Below are 23,440 nucleotides of genomic sequence, written 5' to 3' on the forward strand. Positions count from 1 at the left end.
AGCTGCACCCCGTTCAGCGCCTTCACCCCGGGAAAGGTCTTGGAAATGCCCCGCATCGCCAGAGTCGGAATGCGTGTGCCGTCGACGGCCATGTTCTCTTGTTCCCTGATCATGCTTGCAGCGATGTCGATGCAACGTTCGGTTGAAACCGAAACGAAATGGCGTCACTGCCTTGTTCGCCACAACAGCAGGCCGCCATCGGGACCGCCCAACAGAACTCAGCTAAACCACGCCGACTTCGAGAACCTGACTCATTCCCTTATGAGAAAATAAGGACCCAAAATCGGACGTCGTTTGGCTCGGATCTGACCATCGGAAATCTGCGAACATATGCAAGCATATTTTAGTATGTTTGCATGTCATTTGCCGTATAGCTGGTCAAACTCTGGCAATCCATTCGTCGTATTTATTCGGCATGCCTTCGATGTTTGTATTTGCCATGGATAGGTGTGCCGAATTTCGGCGACAACAGCAACCACACTGGCACCTATCAAAGCGGTTTATATTCTGAGGCTGGACTCTACCCTATGGATGGAAGGTAAAAACCAATAATTATAAAGCAAGCCACAGATGTTTGCAAGACGGTTTTTATTAACTCATCGTGAGTAAAATAATTAAGTATGTCATCTATACGAAAATGCTGGCAAGATTTTGATGCGAATTCATATCGGATTTTTCTTGCCTCAACCTGAACGGCGATGCAAGAGGCTAACGTCCAACGGGAGAAGGATCATGATCCGTGCCTGGCAGCAGTGGCTTCTGGCGACCTTGACGATCTCCGGCCTGACCGGCGCCGTTCAAGCAGGCGAGCATGTCGATTGGCTCGACGACGGCAAAGTTCTGCTCAAGCTCGGACCGGCCTACGGCGATGCGGTGATCGAGACCAGCCGTGACGAGCTCGGCAGCGCCTTCGGGCCCGAGACCAAGCCGTTCGCCGGCACCACGATTCGCATCCTCACCCAGAACGAAGGTCCGCACGGCGCCATCTCCGGACCGCTCACCGCCTTCGCCCCGGTGTTCGAAGAGCTCTCCGGCGCCAAGGTCGAGCTCGGGCTGGTGCCGGTCACCAATCTCTACGCCACCATGATGCTCGACCTGCAGCGTGGAGAGGGACGCTACGATGCGACCATCATCGCCGCCTACTTCTATGGCGAGCTGATCAACGGCAACTTCATCCGGCCGATCGGTGACCTGATGGCGAGCGGCAAATTCCCGCGCTGGAGCTACGATGCCATGCCGGGCGCCGTGCGGGCGCTCTATACCTGGAACGGCGAGGGCTACGGCATTCTGAACGATGCCGACGGCCAGGTGCTCTACTACCGGCGCGACATCCTGGGCGACCCGGCGTGGCAGGCCCGGTTCAAGGAGGCGCTGCATTACGACCTGCCGGTGCCGCCGCGAACCTGGCAACAGGTGCTCGACATCGCCCGCTTCTTCGACGGCAAGAACTGGGACGATGGCGATACCCTGCCCGACCGCGGCATGGTCATGCATCTCAAGCCCGGCGAGCAGGGTCACTATCACTTCCAGTCCCTGGCCGCCGCCTTCGCCATGACCCCCGGCGACAAGGTCGACCGCTACCACAACGTGTTCTGGTTCGATCCGGAGGATATGAAGCCGCTGATCAACAGCCCCGGTCACGTCGCTGCGCTGGAGATGCTCCGGGCCTTCAACGATACCGGTCCTGGCGAGCAGATCGGCTGGCGCCTGCCCGACGCCTGGAGCTACTTCCTGCGCGGCAAGGCCGTGTTCATGTTCACGTTCGGCGACCTCGGCGCGCTCTGCCAGGAGCGGGCCGTCTCGCGGGTGCAGGGCAAGTGCGGCGTCGCCCCCCTGCCCGGCTCGACGCGCCATTGGGACTATGCCGCCAGGCAGTGGGCCGAGACGCCGGAGCCGCAGCCGGTGGGCAACACCACCGGCGGCTCCTGGCATGGCGTCATCTCACGCCTCTCCAAGCAGCCGGAGGCGGCCTATGCCTTCTTGTCGCTGATGGCAATCCCGCCGGTGTCGTCCTGGAACGCGCAGCACGGCTGGACCGGCGTGAATCCCGGCTTTTCCTACGAGTTCCTGCCCCCCGACGGCACGGCGCGGCTCGAGGACTACATCAAGGCCGGCTGGGACCGAGCCGATGCCGAGGACTATCTTCGCGCCTATCATGCGACGTTCACGGCCCCGACTATGCTGCCTTACCTGCGGATCCGCGGGACCCCGGAATACTGGTCGGCGCTGGACAGCGGGATCGCGGCCGCCATGGGCGGGCGCAAGACGCCAGCACAGGCGCTCGACGACGTGGCGGCCGCGTGGGAGAAGATCACCAATCGGATCGGCCGGCAGCAGCAGCTCGAGCTCTATCGCGCCGCCATCGGCTACGCACCGGCGGCGGGAACGTCGGGCTGATGGATCTTCTCCTGCGGACCGACGTCGGGCGGGCCCGGGTCCGCCGCAGGATGGAAGCAGCCTACAGCGCTAAGCAGGGTTCTGTTGGCTGTCACGCATAAGTGGAATGGCTGGGCAAGGGTGGCACCGAGTCTTGCTCATGGCCGGACGACCTCAGGTGCACGCAAACGAGCAGCGGCTCGCAGCGCCGAAGGAGCTTGCACGCTCGGTGCTCCGCCCTCGGAGCAGTGGATATCTCTGCCGAGCTTCATGTGGGGCAGAAAGGTGGCGGATGACGAAGACGCGGCGGACGTTCACGGACGAGGTCAGGCACGAGGCTCGACCTTGCTCGAGAGCAGCGCTCGGCCGCAAGCCCGAGCGCTGCTCTGGCCGACATCCGTCGCCTGCACGCCCGGCACCGCGGCCGCTTGCCTATCGCGAGGGCTGTTACAATCGCCAGCGGCTCTACTCGGCTCCGGGCAGCCGCACGTCCGAGCGGGCCGAGCGGCTGGCAGCGCAACGCACGTGTCCGCTGGAACGGGGCAGGAGCTTTCTCGGCCGGGCTCCTCAGACCTTGCCCTTCCAGGGGACGAGCCGGCGTTCGAGCCAGCGCATCCCGAGGTCGAACAGGTAGGCGACGGCACCGATGATCAGGATGCCCATGATGACCACCTCGGTCACCAGGAACTCGGAGGCCGAAAGCACCATGTAGCCGAGGCCGGCGGTGGCGGCGACCATCTCGGCCGCGACCAGCGTGGTCCAGCCGAAGCCGATGCCGATCCGCATGCCGATCAGGATCTCGGGGAGAGCCGCCGGCAGGATCACGTTCCTGACAACTTGCGCCCGCGAGGCACCCATCGAATAGGCGGCATGGATCTGCTCGATCGCCACCGAGCGCACGCCGGCTCTGGCCGCGAGCGCCATGGGCGCGAAAATCGCGAGATAGATCAGGATGATCTTCTGCGTTTCGCCGATGCCGAACCAGATGATGGTAAGCGGCAGATAGGCGAGCGGCGGGATCGGCCGGTAGAACTCGATCGGCGGGTCGAAGATGCCGCGGAACACCCGATTCACACCCATGGCGATGCCGATCGGGATCGCGGTGACGCAGGCGAGCGCGAAGGCGCCGAACACGCGCGCGAGGCTCGCCCCCGCATGCTCCCACAAGGAGGCGCCGGCGAAGCCTTCGGCCAGCACCTTCTGGAACCGCGCCAGAATCGCCTCGGGTGCGGGCAGGAAGAGCGGCTTGATCCAGCCGGCATGGGTCGCGACCCACCACAGGACGAACAGCGTCAGCACGGTGACGACGCTGATGCCCGTGCTGCGGCCCGTACCCGGCGCGCCGTACGATTCGCCGGGCCGTGCCGCGGCCGGCTTGAACATCTGGCCGATGCCGACGGCCTTGAGCGTGGTCGCCATCACAAGGCCTCCCCTTCGCGCTCGTCGCGGTAGATGATGTCGAGGACGGTCTCGCGCATCTTGATGAACTCCGGCATCGCCTTGACGGCGCGGGCATGGCCGGCCTCGAAGTAGCGATGGCAGAAGTCGAGCTCGAACACCTCGCGGATGCGTCCCGGCCGCGGCGACATGACGACGAGCCTCGTCGCCATGAACAGCGCCTCCTCGACACTGTGGGTGATGAAGAAGACCATCTTGTGGGTCTCCTTCCAGACCTTCAGGATCAGCTCCTGCACGGTCTCGCGGGTGAGCGCGTCGAGAGCGCCCAAAGGCTCGTCCATGAGCAGCATCGCCGGGTTGCTGGTGAGCGCTCTCGCGATGCCGACCCGCTGCTGCATGCCGCCCGAGAGCTGGTAGATCTTGTGCCGCTCGAAGCCTTCGAGCCCGACCAGCGATAGGTTGCGGCGCGCGGTGGCCTCGCGCTCCTGGCGCGGGGCACCTTGCAGCTTCAGCCCGAAAGCGACGTTGTCGACCACGTCCAGCCAGGGCATCAGCGCGTGCTTCTGGAACACCACGCCGCGATCCTGGCCCGGACCCGTGATCGGCCGGCCGTGCAGCAGCACCTCGCCCGAGGTCGGGCGGATGAAGCCGGCCATGACGTTGAGAAGCGTGGTCTTGCCGCAGCCCGAAGCGCCCAGCGCCACGACGAAGTCACCCTCGCCGACGTCGAGGCTCACATCCTTGAGCGCGTGCACGCCGTGCGCACCGCCATAGACGACGTTGAGCTTCCTGACCTGAAGGCCGCTGCCCGGGCCCACGCTGGCGGCGGGCAGCGGTGCGGTCGCGGCGGCAGCCGGGACGGGTCCCGGCCGTGCCGCCGGCGAGAGTGCGAAATGGGAGGCCATGGGCCGATCTCCTTCCTGCCCCACCGCGTCAGGACCGTGCCTTCGCCGCGGCTGCCGCGAAGGCGGGGGTCACGAACGGCGTGTAGTCCGGCAGCACCTGATCGACCTTGCCCTGCGCCTTCAGGAACTCGGCGGTCGCCTGCAGCGCCTTCACGGCGATGCCGTCCGCACCGCCACCGAGCCAGCGTGGCGAAGCCTGCTCCTCGGCCGCCGGGTAGCCGTAGAGCGCCAGGCCATCGATCACGGCCTGCGGCTCGCCGCCCAGAAGCTCCACGTTGGCCTTGACGACCGGCGAATCGGCGCCGAGCTTGCCCTTCTCCTGCCGGTAGGCGGCGTTCGCCTCGTCGATGATGCGCACGAACTTGGTCATGAACTCGGGATTCGCCTCGGCGAACTTGCGCATGGCCACGAGCCCGTCGAACGTGGCCTTGCCCTTGGCCGAGAGCTCGCCCGAGGTCACCATCACCTTGCCGCTCTTCTTGATCCGGGCGAGGGCGGGGTCCCAGACGAACGCCGCGTCGATGTCGCCGCGCTCCCAGGCCGCCGCGATCTGGTTCGGCTGCATGTTGAGGATCTTGATCTCGCTCGGCTGGATGCCCCAGGTCTCGAGCGCGAACAGCGTGTGGAAGTGCGCGGTCGAGACGAACGGCACGGCCAGCGTCTTGCCCTTGAGCGTCGCGGGCTGTTTGGGATCGATGCCGGAGCCGTCGCGCGCGACCAGCACCTCGGCCTCGTTGATGTCGTCGAGCAGCCAGAAGAGCTGGAAATCGATGCCCTGGCTCGCGGCGGCGGCAATCGGGCTCGAGCCCGCGACCGCGATGTCGACCTGGCCCGAGGCCATGGCGGTGATCACCTTGGCTCCGCTGTCGAACTTGACCCAGCGTATGCTGTAGCCGGTCTCCTTCTCGAAGCGCTTCGCAACGATCGGCTCGGCCCACGGGCTGTAGATGAGCTGGTAGCCGATGGTCACGTCTTTGGCCTCGGCCGCGCCGGCGAGACCGGCGAGGAGGCTGGCGGCCGCCACGGTGGCGAGCATCCATCTTCGGGTCGTCATGATCGGAGTCTCCCTGATCGATCCATGCGGCCGGCCAGCCGATGCAGGATCGTGCGCATCGGCGCCGTCGCCCATCGGGCGTTGCTGTCCTCGCGACAGGTGGCGACGCTCGGGTCGGGGCGGAAACGTCGATGCCGGCGGCGCGGGGGCTCGACCATCGCCTCTCGGCAGGTGTCACGCCCGCATGACACCCTGCCTCGTCTCCCTGAGCGGCGTGAGGGTGAGATAAAGGCGGGCGGCTCGACGGCGGTAGTACCAGTTCCGGCCATTCCATTGGCGCAAGCCGCCCGAGAGCGCCATAATGGCCCGGGTTCGAACGGACGGAATCGGGGTGGATGGCGCCGCGTGTGGACCACGCCTTATGGGATCGGCTCTTCGCCCGCACCGCCGCGACCGGCTGGCCCCTGCAGGCGCGCCTCAGGGAAATGGTGGCGGCTGCGATCAGCGAGGGCTGGCTGGTGCCGGGGACACCTTTGCCCTCGAGCCGCGAGCTCGCCGAGAATCTGGGTGTGGCGCGCAACACGGTGCTGCTCGCCTATCAGCAGCTCGTCGACGAGGAGCTGCTCGAATCGCGCGAACGCAGCGGTTACTTCGTCCGCCGCCGTCCCGAGACGGGTCAGCCTTCAGCGCGACCGGCCCGGGCCACTGGCACGCTCGACTGGGAGCATCGGTTCGCGATCCGCCCCTCCGCTCAGCGCAACATCGTCAAGCCGCACGACTGGCTGAGCTACCCCTACCCCTTCGTCTACGGCCAGTTCGACCCAACCCTGTTCCCGACCAACGACTGGCGCGAGTGCGCGCGGCAGGCCCTGAGCGTGCTCGAGATCCGCGGCTGGGCGCCCGACCTCATCGACGGCGACGATCCGCAGCTCGTCGAGCAGATCCGCACCCGCGTCTTGCCGCGCCGCGGCATCTGGGCGAGCGCGGAGGAGATCGTGATCACGCTCGGTGCCCAGCAGGCGCTCTACATGCTGGCCCAGCTCCTGGCGCGACCCGGCATGACCGTCGGCATCGAGGATCCGGGCTACCCCGATGCGCGCAACATCCTGACCCTGTGCGGCGCCGAGCTGCGGCCGGTGCCGGTCGACGAAGTCGGCGTCGTGCCGGACGCGATCCCGCCGGCGTGCGAGCTCCTGTTCGTCACGCCGACCCGCCAATGCCCGACCGGGGCCATGCTCCCGCTGGCACGGCGGGAGAGACTGCTCGCACTCGCCGAGGCGTACGACCTCCTGCTGCTCGAGGACGACTACGAGAGCAATTTCGGCCTGTCCTCGGATGCACTTCCCACCCTGAAGAGCCTCGATCGCAGCGGGCGCGTGCTCTATGTCGGCAGCCTCTCCAAGACCTTGGCACCCGGCTTGCGGTTCGGCTACATCGTGGCCGCACCCGAGGTCGCGCGCGAGGTCCGGGCGCTGCGGCGGCTGATCCTGCGCCACGCCCCTGCCAACAACCAGCGCGCCCTGGCCCTGTTCTTGGCACTCGGCCATTTCGACCGGCTCTTGCGCAAGGTGACGACGGTGCTCGCCGAGCGCGCGACGGTGATGCGTGCGGCCCTGGCGCGGCATCTCTCCGACTTCACCTACAGCCACGGCACCGGCGGCTCGAGCTTCTGGGTCCACGGACCCGAAGGGCTCGATGCCAGAGCGCTCGCGCGTCGTGCCGCTGCCGCCGGCCTCCTGATCGAGGCCGGCGACGTGTTCTTCATGAGTCCCACACCACCCCTGCACCATTTCCGCCTCGGCTTCTCGTCGCTTCCCACCGAGCGCATCGAGCCCGGCATCGCCGCCCTCGCCCGACTCGTCCGCGAGCCGGGCTGAGCGGCTGGCGCAATCGATCGTCCGGCGCTGGTTCTACGGCGCCGGACGGAACCTCCGCTAGCTTTCGGCTCGGGAAGGCGGCTCGCGCTGCACGGCGCGAGAAGACCCTAGGCAGCGGGACGACCGCAGATCCGGCGCGCCGAAGTCCGACGCCGATCGCCCTGCCGGCCGTGCCGCCTCCGGGCGAAGCTTTTTGCGAAAGAGAGACCAGCGATGGCGGACACCACAGCCGCAGCGGAGCTCACGCTCCTCGATGCGCTCTTCGATGCGTTCAACCGTCACGACGTCGACGGCATCATGGCGTTCTTCGCGGACGACTGCGTGTTCGATGCGGCGGCGGGGCCCGAGGCTCACGGCATGCGCCACATGGGCCGGGACGCCGTGAGCGCCGCCTTCGCGCAGGTCTGGGCCACGTTCCCGGACGCGCGCTGGGCCGATACGCGCCACACCATCGCGGACGATCTCGGCGTCTCGGAATGGACCTTCATCGGCACGTGCGTCGACGGTGTCCGCATCGAGGTCGAAGGCTGCGATCTGTTCACCTTCAGGAACGGCAGGATCGTGCGCAAGCGCGCCTTCAGGAAGCAGCGGCCGCTCCTTGCGCCCGACCGGCGCTGAAGCGGAGCGTGGCAAACCCACACCGGAAGGAGTGAAGGCATGCACTCGCTCGCCGACACGCGCATCCCCTTGCGCACGGACGAGGCATCGCGTGCCGCGGCAGCGCCGGCGGCCTACGATCCGACCTACGACCCGCTGACGGCCCCCCACCCCGGCTGCGGTCAGGACTATGCGCCCACCTATTGGGCTGCCACCGCCGGCACCCCGCCGCCGGACGACGGCCCGATCACTCACGACGTCGACGTCGATGTCGCGATCATCGGCTCCGGCTACACCGGCCTCGCGACGGCCATCTTCCTGGCGAAGGAGCACGGCATCAAGGCGACCGTGCTCGAGGCCAACCGGGTGAGCTGGGGCTGCAGCAGCCGCAACGGCGGTCAGGTCCAGAACGCCTCGGGCCGCCTCACCCGCTCGCAGTGGATCGAGCGCTGGGGCCTCGATGTCGCCCGCCGGCTGCACGCCGAAATCCGCGACGGGTTCGAGACCTTCAAGAGCCTCATCGCCCAAGAGGAGATCGACTGCGATCCACAGCCGGGCGGGCATCTCTACATCGCGCATCGCCCCGCGGCCCTGCGGAAGCTCGCAGCCGAAGCCAGGGTGTTGAAGGAGCAGTTCGGCTACGAGGTCGAGATCCTCGACGCCGAGACCGTTCGCCGCCGCTACGTCGACGAGGCCGAGGCCACGGGTGCCATGCACGAGCCCGACGGCATCGGCGTGCATCCCCTAAAGCTCGCCTTCGGCTATCTGAAGCTCGCGCGCAAGCTCGGCGCCACGGTCCATCCGACGAGCCCGGTCACCCACTTCACGAGCCGTGGCGGCTACCACTATCTGCGCACGCCGGGTGGCACGGTGCGGGCACGGGCGGTGGGCATCGCCACGGGCGGCTACACGGCACCCGGCCTTCATCCGAGCCTGACCGCCCGCTACCTGCCGGTCCTTTCCAACTCGATCGTCACCCGGCCGATGACCGCCGCCGAGAAGGCGGCCTGCAACTTCGTCACGAACGAGGTCATCACCGACACCCGCACGCTGCGCTTCTATTACCGGAAGCTCCCCGACGACCGTGTGCAGATCGGCAGCCGCAGCGCCATCACCGGCGCGGACGCGCCCCATCCGCGCCACCTGCAGCTTCTGATCGACGGGCTGCACCGCAAGTTCCCGGCGCTCAAGGGGATCGACATCGACTATTCCTGGTGGGGCTGGGTCGACGTCAGCCACGACATGATGCCCCGCATCTTCCAGCCCGATCCCGAGGAAACCGTGTTCTATGCGCTGGGCTATGGCGGCAACGGCGTCATGTATTCGGCCCAGGCCGGCCGCCGCATGGCGCAGCGCATCGCCGGCAAGGCCGACGGGCTCGATCTGCCGATCTTCACCTCGCCCCTGCCGGGACACGCTCTGGCCCCCTTCCGCCGTCTGGGCCAGCGGATACTCTATCGCTGGTACTATCTCCGCGACGAGTATCTGTAGCAGGATCGGTCCGCACGGTATCGCCAGCCTGTGCCTGAGCGGATCCTGCAGCGCGGCCAGTGGCAACCGCCTCGGTCGCTCTCCTCGCGCAAGAAATTCTGACCGAAAGAAGGTGGCAGCGATGGCGACAAGCAAGGCGAGGCTGGCTCGGGGAAGGCTGGCGGGGGAGATTTTTCGGCCGCAGCGCGCCTGGCTGGCGGCGCGGCTGCCCGGGGTTCTGGTATGCGTGACCATCGGCCTCGCCACCACCTTCCTCTCCGATCACTATGGCGGGCCGGTGATGCTCTACGCGCTGCTCTTGGGCATGGCGTTCCACTTCCTTTCCCAGGAAGGGCGCTGTGTGGCGGGCGTGGACTTCGCCGCCCGCACCATCTTGCGCTTCGGCGTGGCCCTCCTGGGGGCGCGGATCACCGCCGGGCAGGTGATGCAGCTCGGCCTCGGTCCGGTCTTGACCGTGATCGCGGGCGTGGTGCTGACCATCGCTGCCGGCCGGCTCCTCGCCCGGCTCCTGGGCCTCGAGAGGGAGTTGGGCCTGCTCACCGGCGGGGCGGTCGCGATCTGCGGCGCCTCGGCAGCGATGGCGCTCGCGGCGGTGATGCCCCGGAGCGGGCATGCCGAGCGCGACCTGATCCTCACGGTGGTGGGGGTGACCACGCTCTCGACCATCGCCATGGTGACCTACCCGCTGCTCGTGACCAGCCTGGAGCTGGACCATGCCGCGGCCGGAGTGTTCCTGGGCGGGACGATCCACGACGTGGCGCAGGTGGTGGGAGCAGGGTACATCATCTCGCCCGAGACCGGCGACCTCTCGACCGTGGTCAAGCTGATGCGGGTCGCGATGCTGGTACCAGCCGTGCTCGCCTTCTCGCTGCTGTTCGCCCGCTCGGCGAGCGGCGGGCAGACCGGCAGGCTGCCGATGCTGCCGGGCTTTCTCGTCGCCTTCGTGCTTTTGGTGCTGGCCAACAGCCTGGGGCTGATCCCGGCGGCGGTGACCGGCGCGGCGAGCGATCTCTCGCGCTGGTGCCTGGTGACGGCGATCGCGGCCCTGGGCATCAAGACCTCGCTCGAGAAGCTGGCCGTGGTGGGGTGGAAGCCGGTGGCGCTCATGGTCGGCGAGACCCTCTTTTTGGCGGCTCTGGTGCTCACCGCCGTGCTGCTTCTGGGCGTGGGGGGCTAGATGGGAGGCCGGACAATCTTCTCTGCGGCCCGAGCCGTTCGCCTTCCCCCATCGCGCCGGCCCAAGCAGGCCGAGGGGGCAAGTTCCCGCCTCCCCTGCCACAGTGGACCGCGACTCTCAGGGAGAGGAACAGGAGATGAGGATGATCGCGCGTCGCCATCTGCTCGCTGCCTCGGCCGGAGCCGGCCTCGCGCTGGCGAGCCGTCCGTTCCGGCTCCTGGCCGGCGAGGCCGTGCCACTCGCCGACGGCCTGCCGGCCGGGGTGGCCGAGGTCGCGAGGCTCGAGGCGCTGCCCGGCAAGCGGCCCCTGATCAAGCTCACCTACCGCCCGCCCAACTACGAGACGCCGTTCGAGTATTTCGACAGCACCATCACCCCCAACGATGCCTTCTTCGTCCGTTACCATCTCGCCGACATCCCCGAGGTCGATGCCAGCGCCTGGCGGCTCAAGGTCGGCGGCGAGGCGGCCGCGAGCCCGCTCGAGCTCGCCCTCGACCAGCTCAGGCGCGAGTTCGAGCCGGTCGAGCTGGTCGCGGTCTGCCAGTGCTCGGGCAACCGGCGCGGCCTGTCGCAGCCGCACGTGCAGGGCATCGAGTGGGGACTGGGGGCGATGGGCAACGCGCGCTGGAAAGGTGCGCGGCTCAAGGACGTACTGGCCAGGGCCGGGCTCCGGAAGGATGCGGTCGAGGTCGCTTTCAACGGCGCCGATGGGCCGCCGCTCGACAAGACGCCGGATTTCGCCAAGAGCCTGCCGGTCTGGAAGGCGGTTCAGGACGAGGTGCTCGTCGCCTACGAGATGAACGGCGAGCCTTTGCCGCGCTGGAACGGCTTTCCGGCACGAATCGTGGTGCCGGGCTGGACCGCGACCTACTGGGTCAAGCACGTCACCACCATCGAGGCGCTGCGCCAGCCGTTCTCGGGCTACTGGGTCAAGTCGGCCTACCGGGTGCCGCGTACCCTGTTCCCGACCGTCGAGCGCTTCCTCTCGCAGGAGAACGAGACCACGACGCCGATCACCGAGATGGTGGTGAACGCGATCGTCACGAGCCCGCGGCAAGAGGCGAGGCTCGCCGCCGGGCAGCCTTTCGAGATCAGGGGCCTGGCCTGGGACGGCGGCTACGGCATCACCCGGGTCGAGGTCTCGACCGACGGCGGTCGCACCTGGGGTGCCGCCACGCTCGGCGAGGATCTCGGCCGGTTCTCGTTCCGGCCCTGGCGCTTCGGCTTCACGCCGCCCGAAGGCCGCAGCACGATCCTGGCGCGTGCCAGCAACCGGGTCGGGCAGACGCAGGTGGAGGCGGCGCTCTTCAACCCGGCGGGCTACCAGCACAATGTGGTGCCACGGGTCGACATCACCGCCGCCTGAAGGAGACCGCTGCCATGCGCACGTCCTTGCTTCTGGCCGGCCTCATCGGCCTCCTGCTCGCCCGGCCGGCACTGGCCGGCGAGGACACGATCACGCTCGAGGACGGTCAGGGCCGCGAGGTGGTCGAACAGAACTGCGCCGCCTGCCACAGTCTGGACTACATCGTCATGAACTCGCCGTTCCTCGACCGGGTGAAGTGGGAGGCGACGGTCAAGAAGATGATCGGCACCTATGGTGCGCCGATCGCCGCGGAGGATGCTGATACGATCGTCGGCTATCTCGCCGCGCATTACGGCAAGCCATGAGCCGGCATGGTCCAATCGCCGGGCTCCATCTGGCCCTACCGACGGCATCAGCGAACCGTCACGATCCCCGACGGATCAGGGAGCATCCGCAGCATCCCCCGTGCTGCACACCGGCGCTGATGCTGCAGCGAAAGACGATGGCATGAAGCCGTTCGACGACCTTCTGGAACGCGCCCGGCGCGACCCACGCCACATCGTGCTGGCCGAAGGCGAGGATCCGCGCGTGGTGGACGGCGCCCTGCGGGCCCGGCGCGAGGGGCTGGCGCGGATCACGCTCCTGGGCCGCTCGTCCGTGGTGCGGGCCCTCCTCGCGGCCCGCGGCGGCGAGGACGGGTCGGTCGCGATCGTCGATCCCGCAACCTCGCCCGAGCTCGCGCGGTTCGCGGCGACCTGGCACGCGCTGCGCCGGCACAAGGGCCTCGATCCCGAGGCGGCACGGCGAGCCATGGCGAGCCCGCTCCACCATGCCGCGATGATGGTCCGCTTGGGCCTCGCCGACGGCTCGGTCGCAGGAGCCGCCCACACGACGGCCGACACGGTGCGCGCCGCGTTGCAGGTGATCGGCCGCGACCCGCGCTACTGTCTGGTGTCGAGCTTCTTCGTCATGCTGCTGTGCGAGCCGCACCACGACCCTCTCAAGGGAGCGATGGTCTTCGCCGACTGCGGCCTCGTCGTCGACCCCTCCGCCGAAGAGATGGCGGAGATCGCCACGGCCTCGGCCGACAGCGCCCGGAACCTTCTGGGCCTGGAGCCGCGGGTGGCGATGCTGTCCTTCTCGACCGGCGGCAGTGCGAAACACCCGCTCGTGGACAAGGTGCGGACCGCGACCCGGCTGGTGCGGGAGCGGCGGCCGGATCTTGCGGTGGAAGGCGACGTGCAGCTCGATGCCGGGATCGTGCCCGAGGTCGGGGCGATGAAGGCGCCGGGCTCGCCGGTGGCGGGTCGGGCCAATGTCCTGGTATTCCCGAACCTCGAGGCCGGCAACATCGGCTACAAGCTGGCCGAGCGGCTGGGCAAGGCGAAGGCGATCGGGCCGATCCTGCAGGGCCTGGCCCGGCCGGCCAACGATCTGTCGCGCGGCTGCAGCGCCGAGGACGTGTTCCGCCTGATCGCCGTCACCGTCGTCCAGGCGCAATGGATCAATGGCTCAGCGCCACCGGCAGATCGGGACGACGTGCGCGCGGATGGCATGTTTCATGGCTGAAGGAGGTCGGGCGGCGGCGCAGCGCCTGCAGCATCCGCAGGTGGTTGTGCCCGACTGGGCTGGAACGACGGCGGATCATGGCTCGCCCGTGGCGAGCGGCCCCGAGCGCGATGTCGCGCGGGCGGGCACGGCGACCGGTTTGTTCCAGCGGCTCGGGCGGCCCCGAGCGTGCCGCCGGCACAGCCTCACCGTCCGGACCCGCCGGCACGGATCAAGAACTTCTCGAAGCTTTGGATCTCAGGAGAGACGTGATGCGGATGACCACCGAGGAGGCTTTCATCAAGGTCCTGCAGATGCACGGCATCGATCAGGCCTTCGGCATCATAGGCTCGGCGATGATGCCGATCTCGGACCTGTTCCCGGCAGCCGGGATCAAGTTCTGGGACTGCGCGCACGAGTGCACCGCCGGCATGATGGCCGACGGCTACACCCGGGCTTCCGGCAAGATGGCGATGGCCATCGGCCAGAACGGGCCGGGGATCACCAATTTCGTGACCGCGATCGCCACCGCCTACTGGAACCACACGCCGATGCTGCTGGTGACCCCGCAGGCGGCGAACCGGACCATCGGCCAGGGGGGCTTCCAGGAGGTCCAGCAGATGCGGATGTTCGCGGACGTGGTCTGCTACCAGGAGGAGGTTCGTGATCCCTCCCGCATCGCCGAGGTGCTCAACCGCGTGATCCAGAAGGCCTGGCGTGGCTCGGCTCCGGCACAGATCAACGTTCCGCGCGATCTCTGGACGCAGATCATCGACATCGAGCTGCCGCAGATCATTCCGCTGGAGCGGCCCGCGGGCGGCGAGGAGGCCGTCAGGAAGGCGGCGCGGCTGCTGTCCGAGGCGGCGTTTCCGGTCATCCTCAATGGTGCGGGCGTGGTGCTCGCGGGGGCCATTCCCGCCAGCGTGCGCCTCGCCGAAGCGCTCGATGCGCCGGTCTGCTGCAACTACCAGCACAACGATGCCTTCCCGGGCTCGCATCCGCTCGCGGTCGGACCTCTGGGCTATAACGGCTCGAAGGCGGCGATGGAGCTGATCGCCAAGGCGGATGTGGTCCTGGCGCTGGGCACCCGGCTCAATCCGTTCTCGACTCTGCCGAGCTACGGCATCGACTACTGGCCCAAGAACGCCAAGGTCATCCAGGTCGACATCAATCCCGACCGTCTCGGCCTCACGAAGCGGGTCGACGTCGCGATCCAGGGCGACGCACGGAAGGTCGCCGAGCAGCTCTTGGCCCAGCTTGCCAGCGATGCCGGCGACCGGGGCCGGCAGGCGCGGCGGGAACTGATCGCCCGGACCAAGTCGCGCTGGCAGCAGGAGCTGAGCGCGATGGATCACGAGGACGACGACCCCGGGGTCACCTGGAACCAGCGTGCGCGGGAGCGCGATCCCGACCGGATGAGCCCGCGGCAGGCCTGGCGCGCCATCATGGCCGCACTGCCGCCGGATGCGATCATCTCGACCGACATCGGCAACAACTGCGCCATCGGTAACGCCTACCCGAGCTTCGAGAAGGGGCGCAAATATCTGGCGCCCGGGCTGTTCGGACCGTGCGGCTACGGGCTCCCTGCGATCCTCGGCGCCAAGATCGCCTGCCCGGACACCCCGGTGGTCGGCTTCGCCGGCGACGGCGCGTTCGGCATCTCGATGAACGAGATGACCGCCTGCGGTCGCAACGACTGGCCGCCGATCACCATGGTGATTTTCCGCAACTATCAATGGGGCGCGGAGAAGCGGAACACGACGCTGTGGTTCGACGACAACTTCGTCGGTACCGAGCTGAACGTCGGGGTGAACTACGCCAAGGTCGCCGAGGCGTGCGGGCTGAAGGGAGTCCAGGCGCGCTCGATGGAGGAGCTCACCGAAGCGCTGCGCACGGCAGTGAAGGAGCAGATGGAGGCGGGTGTGACGACCTTCATCGAGGTGGTGCTGAACCAGGAGCTGGGCGAGCCGTTCCGCCGCGACGCGATGAAGCGGCCGGTCGCGGTCGCCGGCATCGATCGGAACGACATGCGACCCCAGCAGGGTGCCTGCTGAGCCGGGCTCACATCGCTTCCCAGCCTGTTCCGGCCCGGCGCACATCGTCCAACCGGGCCGGGCTTCGATGCCCGAAGGGCGCTTCACCCGGCCAGGAGCTCTCGCAAGGACGCGTCGATGGCCGGGCTGCCCGGACCCAGGCGCCGGGCGGGACGGACGCCGAAGGCCGAGCCGATGCCGCGGGGTGATGTCAGCAAAGCCGGCAGGGCGTGTCCTCCAGGGTGACCTCGACCGTCACCGAGGACACGCCGCCGCCCGCCTCAGCCACCCAATTCGTCCATAGCTCCTGCGCTGCTGCCGAGGTCTCGGCGATCCGAACCGCCCTATCTCGTCCAGCAGGACCCGAAGGCGCTGGCAGCGCGGGCAATCGTCGGGTAGTCTCATCAATAAATCGCCGTTCTCCTGCCGTGTCGCAGCTCCGGGAAATCGGGACGGGAAAGTTGCACGAGGCTTTGCGGACGGTTCGCGGCTGTGGTCCGGCGCTGAGCATCCTGGTCATGCTTCTGGCGGGGACGGGATCGGCCGCCGAACCGGCGAAGATTCGCGTCGAGGATGGCCAAGGCCTCCGTGATCTTGCGCAGAAATACTTGGGTGATCCGAATCTCTGGACCGAGATCCTCCGTGCCAACGATCTGGCCTCGATCACGGATGTCCGGCCCGGCATGGAGCTCGTCATCCCGGCCACACAGGTCGCCGCGGCCAACCGGGCGCTGCGACAGGCGCTGCAAGCGATCCGGCGAGCCACCGAGGAGGGTGCCAGGCTGTTCGCGGCCGAGCAGATCGAGGCCAGCCTCAGGCTCTACGAGGAGGGCGTCGCCAGGCGGAAGGCCGGTGACTGGGACACCGCGGCGAGTCTCGCGGGCGACGCGACGACAGCGGCGCTCGCGGCGCTCGAGACCGCCACGGCGCAGCGCGATGCGGCGGCCGAGGCCCGCCTCAGCGATCGCACGGGCTCGGTCGAAGGGCGCCGACCGCAGGATCTGGCCTGGAGCGACCGCCCGCTGGGCGCCATGCTGATCGAAGAGGAGAAGGTCCGCACGCTCTCCCTCTCCTCGGCGCAGATCACGTTCCGGGACGACAGCCGGCTGCGGCTCAGTGCCAACTCGCAGGCCGTGATCCAGCGCATGCGGGTCGATCCTTTGGGTCGGAAGGAGGAAGCGAAGGTCAGCCTGGTCGAGGGCGACTTCTACGCCCTCCTGAGCGGCCGGAGCGAGCGCCGGAGCTTCGAGCTCGAGGTGCCCGAGGCCCGAACCGACATCGAGAGCCGGAACTTTTGGGTGCGCCGCGACGCCAGCGGGGCCAAGTTCACGAACTACGACGACCGCACGCTCGACGTCGCGGCCAACGGCGCCGCGGTGACCCTGGGCCGCAACGAGGGCACGCTGGTCCGGACCGGGCAGGCGCCCAGCGGCAAGATCGGGGTGCTGTCGGCGACACGGCTCACCGCACCCGCCGACGACGGCGAGACCCCGAGCCCCGACGTGGAGCTGAGCTGGGCGCCGCTTGCCGACGCCGACGGCTACTGGCTCGAGCTCGCCGTGGACCCCGCCTTCCAGCGCCTCGCGGCGAGCCGCTGGGGACTCAAGGACGAGCATTTCTGGACCGACCCGCTGCCGGTCGGCACCTACTACTGGCGCGTCGCCGGCCTCGACAAGTTCGGCCTGCCGGGTGAGCGCAGCACGGTCTGGCGCTTTCACGTCCGGGTCGACCGCACGCCGCCTTTCCTGAGCATCGGGGAGCCGGCCGAGGGCGCGATCCTCCGCTCGGACGCGATCCGGGTCGAAGGCGAGATCGAGCCGGGCGCCAGGCTGTCTCTGAACGGGACCGTGGTCGAGGTGGGTGCCGACGGCCGGTTCGCCACGAGCGCCACCGCCACCCGGCTCGGCGAGAACGTGCTGACCCTCGTGGCGACCGACGCTGCCGGCAACCTGACCGAGCGCACGCGCTCGTTCCGCTACGAGCCGGATGCGCGTGCCATCTTGCGCTTCGACGACGCGATCCCCCGCCTCGGCCCCGGCCGCTTCGTCACCGGGGGTGACGTGATCTCGCTGGCCGGCGCCACGGATGTCGGGACGCGGCTCCTGGTCCGCGCGGCGGATGGAGCCGTGCGCGCCACGACCCATGCCGACGACACGGGGCGCTTCGCACTCAACCTGCCGCTCGCGGCGGCCGAGGAGGCCTTCACGGTCGAGGTCGTGCAGCCTTCGGGCTTCTCGAGCCGGGAGCAGTTCGCGGTGGTGCAGAAGCGCGATCCGCCCGCCATCACGCTCGAGGAGCCGCCCCCGGCGGTGACGGCGGTGGAACGGCTGCCGCTGCGCGGCCGGGCCGAAGGGGCACGCAGCCTGACCATGAACGGCCGCCCGGCGCGGCTGATCGGCTATGCGTTCGACGAGGCTGTGACTCTGCACCAGGGCGAGAACACGCTCGAGCTCGTCGCCACGGACATCGTCGGCAACGTGCGGGTCGAGCGGTTCGAGGTCGGCCTCGACCAGAACCCGCCGGAGCTCGTCGGGTACCGGGTCACGCCGTTTCAGGCGCGGGCCGGCGAGCCGGTGTGGATCGAGGTCACGGCCCGGGACGCCTCCGGGCTGCGCAAGGCGGCGCCGTTCCGCCTGCGCGTGGGCGACAAGGAGATCGCGGACTTTCTCGAGCTCGGCACGGGAGGCGCCTATCACGCGTCGCTGCCGCTGCCGGCCGGCGCTGCCGGCCGGGTCAGGCTGCTCGAGGTGGAAGTCGAGGACTACGTGGGCAATAAGGCGCGCTTCACCCCCGATAAGTAGCGAGGCGATGCGCCCGGAGGGAGCGGTCATGGGTCTCGGCGCGCGGTGCAGGTCGGCAGGTCGGCTTCTGCTCGTTCCTTTGCTTCTGGGCGGCACCGCGGCTGCGGCCGAAGAGCCGCTGTCGGTCGTCTACGGCCGCGCCGCCGCCACGGGCGAGGGCGACCCCGACTTTCGCGAGGTGATCTACCTCCGTATTCCCGACGACACCAGGGAGCGCCTCTATCTGCGCGTCTTCGACCCCGATATCGGTGGGGCGCACGATCTCCTCTACGGCACCTGGGACACGGCGATGCGCTACGTCCTGTTCGGCGGGTCCGGCGCCGAGGTCGAAGCGCCGCCGCTGCCGGCCAGAAGTGGCGGCAGCCGCGGCAAGGGTACCGAGCGTACCGCTGTCGCCGAGCCGCCGCGCCCGGGCGGCGAGGTCCTGGCCGACGTCACCGTCGGCGAGGATGCGACGGCCGACGATGCCTGGCGGACGCTCGCGAGCGTCATGCCCGAGCAGGGTGCCCACGTGGGCGGGGCCTACGTCTTCCGACTCGAGGTCGACGGCATCGCCGGCAACGACGCCAACCTGTTCACGCCGACCCTGAGCCTGCGCGACCGGCGCAACGTGGCGCCAGCCGGCCTCGAGATCCTCGACCGCGCACCCACGATCCGCATCCCGGACGACCGGCGCGTCATCGAGGTGCGGTTCGCCGTGCCGGCCGACGCCGAGCGGCTCTCGGTCAGGACCTTCGACGCGGCTTCCGGGCGGGTGGCGTTCGCCGGCACCTGGCGCACGGCCGAGCTGCGCGCATCGGGCCAGGATTCCTGGCAGGAGAGCGGCGTGGCCCTTCTGCCCGACGAGAGGGGAGCGACGATGGCGATCCTGCTCGCCGGTGGCGAGGAGATCCCAAACGATGTCACGCTCGTGGTCACGGACGACAAGGGCCGCGTCCTGCCGATGCTGCTCCCGCCCACGAGCGCCATGCCGAACGCGCGGCCGAACGCGATCGCGAGCCTCGTGCCGCTCGCCGACTGCTCGGCCTATGCCTTCGACGCCGGCCGCTCGAGCGACTCCGACGGCGACCGACTGCGCTACATGTGGGAGTTCGGCGACGGTGCCGGCGGCGAAGGCGTCGCCTTGGTACATCGCTACGACCGGCCGGGTAGCTACAGCGGCGTCCTCCGCGTGCTCGACGATTCCGGCCGGGTCGGCAATGGCTCGCTGCAGCCCTTCACCGTCAGCGTCAAGCGGCCACCCAGGGCCGAGGCGGGGCCGACCATCGTGGCGTCGCCCGGCGAGCCCGTGCGCTTCGACGGCACCGGCTCGACGCCAGGCGACCGGCCGATCGCAGGCTATCTCTGGGACTTCCAGGACGGCTCGCGGGCGACGGGACCTGCGCCCGTTCACGCCTTCGCGCGCTCGGGCCATTACCTCGTGACGCTCCGGGTGCAGGACGACCGGCCGGGAGCCTGCGATTCCTCGACCGCGCAGGTCGCCGTCGACGTCAATGCCGCCCCGGTCGCCGTGGCCGGGCCCGACTACCGCATCGCGGCCGGCGAGACGGTCGAGCTCGACGGCCGGCGCAGCTACGACGTGGACGGCACCATCGCCGACTGGTCCTGGGATCTCGGCGACGGCACGACAGGGAGCGGCCCCGTGGTGAGCCACCGCTACGACCGGCCCGGAGCCTACCCGGTGATGCTGACCGTCCAGGATGCGGCTGGCCTCCCCAACAGCGTCGCCACGAGCCGTGCCACGGTCGTGGTCAACGACCCCCCGATCGCCGTCGCGGGACCGGACCGCAAGGCCGCGATCGGCGAGACCCTGACCTTCGACGCCGGCGGATCTTCCGATCCCGATGGCAAGCTCGTGCGCTACGCGTGGGACTTCGGCGACGGTGCGAAGGGCTCCGGCCCGAAGGTGGCCTACGCCTATGGCCGGCCCGGCATCTATGTCGCGACTCTCACCGTTACCGACGATTCCGGCACCGCCACCAGCACAGCCACGGCGAGCGCCACCGTCCGCGTCAACGCGCCGCCCATCGCCCGGGCCGGCCCGGACCAGATCGTGACCGCGAGCGAAGTCGGCTTCGACGGCTCCGCCTCGGAGGACCCCGATGGTACGATCGTGCGCTACGACTGGGACTTCGGCGACGGCACCGGCGGCGGGGGTGCCAGGCCGGTCCACGTCTACCGGCAACCCGGCGCCTACCGTGTCCGGCTCACCGTGGCGGACGATTCCGGAACGTCGCGCAGCAGCGCCAGCGATGCCTTGCGCGTGGTCGTCAACCAGGCGCCGATCGCCGATGCCGGCCCCGACCAGATCGGCGCACCCGGGCAGGAGCTCACCTTCTCGGGCGAGGGTTCGCTCGACCCCGACGGCGACATCGCCGATTATGCCTGGGACTTCAAGGACGGCACGACCGCGCGCGGCGAGCGGGTCGCCCACCGCTTCGCGCTGCCGGGCGTCTACCAGGTCCGGCTCACCGTCCAGGACAATACCGGGCAGAGCGACGCCATCGCCTTCGACGAGGCGCAAGTGACGATCAACGCGCCTCCGGTCGCGAAGGCCGGGCCGGACCTCCTGGCGGCACCCGGCGACGAGGTCACGCTGGATGCCGGCAACTCGTTCGACCCCGACGGCCGTATCGCCAGCCATCGATGGGACTTCAGCGATCTTCCCGAGCCCGCCGCGGGCCGCACGGTGAAGCGAACCTACCAGGCCCCGGGCGTCTACGGCGCCAGGCTCACCGTGACCGACGACAGCGGCGCCAGCAACGGCGTCGCGCAGGACGAGGTCGCCATCCGCATCAACCATACGCCCGTCGCCCAGGCCGGCGAGGACGTGCTGGCCGCCGGCAGCACGATCGCCTTCGACGGCAGCACCTCCACCGATGCCGACGGCGATCCGCTCGTCCATAGCTGGGACTTCGGCGACGGCTCGCCGCCGGCCAGCGGCGTGCGGGTGACCCACACTTACGCCGACGGCGGCACTTACCCGGTCGTGCTCACCGTTGACGACGGCACCGGCCTGCGCAACGCCAAGGCTTCGGCCGCGCTCACCGTGGTCATCGACCGGCCGCCGGTGGCCGATGCCGGCGGCAATCGCGCCGTGTGCGCCGGCGACGTGGTCGTGCTCGACGGCAGCCGCTCGCACGACCCGGAAGGCGGCCCGCTGCGCTACCATTGGGACTTCGGCGATGGCGACGGGGCCGACATCGTCAACCCGACCAAGGTCTACCGGCGCGGCGCCGAGTACCCGGTGACGCTCACCGTCGAGGACGATTCGGGCTTCCCGGGCAACCGCAGCACCGACCGCATCCTGGTCCGCGTCGCCGAATCGCCGATCGCCGATGCCGGGGCCGCCCAGGTCGCCTGCGCCGGCAGCGAGGTCCGCTTCGACGGCTCCGGCTCGCGCGACGCCGATGGCGTGGTCAACCGCTTCACCTGGGACTTCGGCGACGGGGCGACCGGCGGCGGCGACCGGCCGGTCCATGTCTACGGGAAACCCGGCGATTACCGCGTCTCGCTGAGCATCGAGGGCGACCAGATCGGCCAGTGCCCCAGCACGAACACGGCGACCACCATGGTGAAGGTAGTCGAGGCGCCGGCGGCGCGCATCCGGGCACCGGCTGCCGTGGCGCTGGGCGACATCGCCACCTTCGACGCCTCCGCCTCCTCGACCGCGGCCGGCCGGATCACCGGCTGGCACTGGGACTTCGGCGATGGTGGCACGGCCGAAGGCGCCACCGTGCAGCACGCCTTCACGCAGGCGGGCCGGCAGGTCGTCACCCTTACCCTGCGCACCGAGGGCGGGGTGGAGTCCTGCAGCGCCGTCACCGCCCGGCATGCCGTCATCGTCAACGCGCCGCCGGTGGCGGACGCCGGAATCGATCGCCTCGTCGGCGTGGACGACGAGGTCCTGTTCGACGGCGCCCGCTCGCACGACCCGGACGGCGGCATCGTCGCCTATCTCTGGGACTTCGGCGACGGTGCCACGGCGTCGGGCGTCGACGCGCGTCACCGCTACCCGAGGAGCGGGCGTTACGAGGTCACGCTGACCGTCCAGGACGATGCCGACCTGCCCAACAGCCGGGCCAGCGACACGGCGCTCGTGGTGGTGAACGCGATGCCCGAGCCCGTCATCGCCGCCCCGGACGTCCTGTGCCCCGGCGAGCCGGGATCGTTCGGCGCCGGCAGTTCGCACGACGCCGATGGGCAGAAGCTCGCCTTCGCCTGGAGCTTCGGCGACGGAGAGACGGCGCAGGGTTCGGACGTCACGCACGCCTACCGGGCGCCGGGCCTCTACAGCCTGACCTTGACCGCGGACGACGGCACGGGGTTGGGCAACGGCCGCGGGCAGAGCGTGCGGCGCCTCCACGTCAACCGCCCGCCGCATCCCGAAGCCGGCCCCGACCGCCGGGTCTGCCCGGGCCAGGAGGTGACCTTCGACGGCAGTGCATCAGTCGACTGGGAAGACGGAATCGCGAGCTATCGCTGGGATTTCGGCGATGGCGTCACCGCCGAAGGAGCGCGGGTCGCGCACGCCTTCCGCGGACCCGGCCTCTACGACGTCCGGCTCTCGGTGACCGACCGCTCCGGCTCGAGCTGCGCCGTCGTGGTCGATGCCGCGCGCGTGACCGTCAACGCCCCGCCGGTCGCCAGGCTCGGCGGCGACCGGGAGGGCTTTGCCGGAGGTGCGCACGACCAGCTCTCGTTCGACGCCTCGGCATCGGAGGATGCCGACGGCCATCCCTTGAGCTTCACCTGGGATCTCGGCGACGGCATCGTGCTCGCCGGCGACAAGGTCCGGCACGCCTTCGCCAAGCCCGGCCTCTACCCGGTCCGGCTCACGGTGAGTGACGGCTCCGGTCTCACCTGCGGACAGACCTCCGACACGGTCGAGGTGACCGTGCGGCCACGCCCCTGAGCGGCGGCGGCAGGCGGGATGG

The 23,440-nt window shown here is 69.2% G+C and carries 14 protein-coding genes; 11 read left to right on the forward strand and 3 right to left on the reverse strand.

All coding sequences use genetic code 11. From position 1 onward, the window contains the following. Positions 1–732: 732 nt before the first annotated feature. Positions 733–2,397, forward strand: coding sequence for an extracellular solute-binding protein (locus U1T56_RS23010; RefSeq protein WP_418161854.1), 1,665 nt, complete (start codon positions 733–735; stop codon positions 2,395–2,397). A gap of 546 nt (positions 2,398–2,943) precedes the next feature. Here the strand turns inward: U1T56_RS23010 and U1T56_RS23015 are convergent. From U1T56_RS23015 to tauA, 3 genes are read right to left on the reverse strand one after another with little or no spacing between them, the layout of a single operon-like run. Beyond that, positions 2,944–3,795, reverse strand: coding sequence for an ABC transporter permease subunit (locus tag U1T56_RS23015; RefSeq protein WP_418161855.1), 852 nt, complete (start codon positions 3,793–3,795; stop codon positions 2,944–2,946). Continuing rightward, complete coding sequence (locus U1T56_RS23020; RefSeq protein WP_418161856.1) at positions 3,795–4,679, reverse strand: taurine ABC transporter ATP-binding protein; 885 nt, start codon at positions 4,677–4,679, stop codon at positions 3,795–3,797. The genes U1T56_RS23015 and U1T56_RS23020 overlap by 1 nt, the downstream gene beginning before the upstream one ends. Positions 4,680–4,707: 28 nt before the next feature. Further along, positions 4,708–5,733, reverse strand: coding sequence for a taurine ABC transporter substrate-binding protein (gene tauA / locus U1T56_RS23025; protein WP_418161857.1), 1,026 nt, complete (start codon positions 5,731–5,733; stop codon positions 4,708–4,710). Positions 5,734–6,068: 335 nt separating this feature from the next. Between tauA and pdxR the strand changes: the two genes are divergently transcribed. The 10 genes from pdxR (at position 6,069) to U1T56_RS23075 (ending at position 23,418) form a co-directional block, all read left to right on the forward strand. Then, positions 6,069–7,550 (forward strand): MocR-like pyridoxine biosynthesis transcription factor PdxR, encoded by a 1,482-nt coding sequence (gene pdxR / locus U1T56_RS23030; protein ID WP_418161858.1) that lies wholly within the window; start codon positions 6,069–6,071, stop codon positions 7,548–7,550. Positions 7,551–7,763: 213 nt separating this feature from the next. Beyond that, positions 7,764–8,168, forward strand: coding sequence for a nuclear transport factor 2 family protein (locus tag U1T56_RS23035; protein WP_418161859.1), 405 nt, complete (start codon positions 7,764–7,766; stop codon positions 8,166–8,168). Between the two features lie 39 nt (positions 8,169–8,207). Continuing rightward, a complete protein-coding gene (locus U1T56_RS23040) occupies positions 8,208–9,638 on the forward strand; it encodes an NAD(P)/FAD-dependent oxidoreductase (RefSeq protein WP_418161860.1) in 1,431 nt (476 codons plus the stop codon). 121 nt (positions 9,639–9,759) lie between these two features. Further along, positions 9,760–10,815 carry a YeiH family protein gene (locus U1T56_RS23045; protein ID WP_418161861.1) on the forward strand — a complete coding sequence of 352 codons (1,056 nt, stop codon included), beginning with the start codon at positions 9,760–9,762 and terminating at the stop codon, positions 10,813–10,815. 142 nt (positions 10,816–10,957) lie between these two features. Continuing rightward, positions 10,958–12,181, forward strand: a complete 1,224-nt coding sequence (locus U1T56_RS23050) for a molybdopterin-dependent oxidoreductase (protein WP_418161862.1) — start codon at positions 10,958–10,960, stop codon at positions 12,179–12,181. Between the two features lie 14 nt (positions 12,182–12,195). Continuing rightward, positions 12,196–12,486, forward strand: a complete 291-nt coding sequence (locus tag U1T56_RS23055; protein ID WP_418161863.1) for a cytochrome c — start codon at positions 12,196–12,198, stop codon at positions 12,484–12,486. 142 nt (positions 12,487–12,628) lie between these two features. Next, positions 12,629–13,690, forward strand: a complete 1,062-nt coding sequence (gene pta, locus U1T56_RS23060; RefSeq protein WP_418161864.1) for a phosphate acetyltransferase — start codon at positions 12,629–12,631, stop codon at positions 13,688–13,690. Positions 13,691–13,941: 251 nt separating this feature from the next. Then, the gene (gene xsc / locus U1T56_RS23065) at positions 13,942–15,723 is read left to right on the forward strand and encodes a sulfoacetaldehyde acetyltransferase (RefSeq protein WP_418161865.1); all 1,782 of its coding nucleotides are present in this window, start codon (positions 13,942–13,944) and stop codon (positions 15,721–15,723) included. A 587-nt stretch (positions 15,724–16,310) separates the two neighbouring features. Then, the gene (locus U1T56_RS23070) at positions 16,311–18,503 is read left to right on the forward strand and encodes a FecR domain-containing protein (protein ID WP_418161866.1); all 2,193 of its coding nucleotides are present in this window, start codon (positions 16,311–16,313) and stop codon (positions 18,501–18,503) included. A gap of 28 nt (positions 18,504–18,531) precedes the next feature. Next, on the forward strand, positions 18,532–23,418 hold the full coding sequence (locus U1T56_RS23075) for a PKD domain-containing protein (RefSeq protein ID WP_418161867.1): 4,887 nt from the start codon (positions 18,532–18,534) through the stop codon (positions 23,416–23,418). Positions 23,419–23,440: the final 22 nt, after the last annotated feature.

The organism is Benzoatithermus flavus, from assembly GCF_037908215.1.
In the GTDB taxonomy this organism is placed as follows: Bacteria; Pseudomonadota; Alphaproteobacteria; order Geminicoccales; family Geminicoccaceae; genus Benzoatithermus; species Benzoatithermus flavus.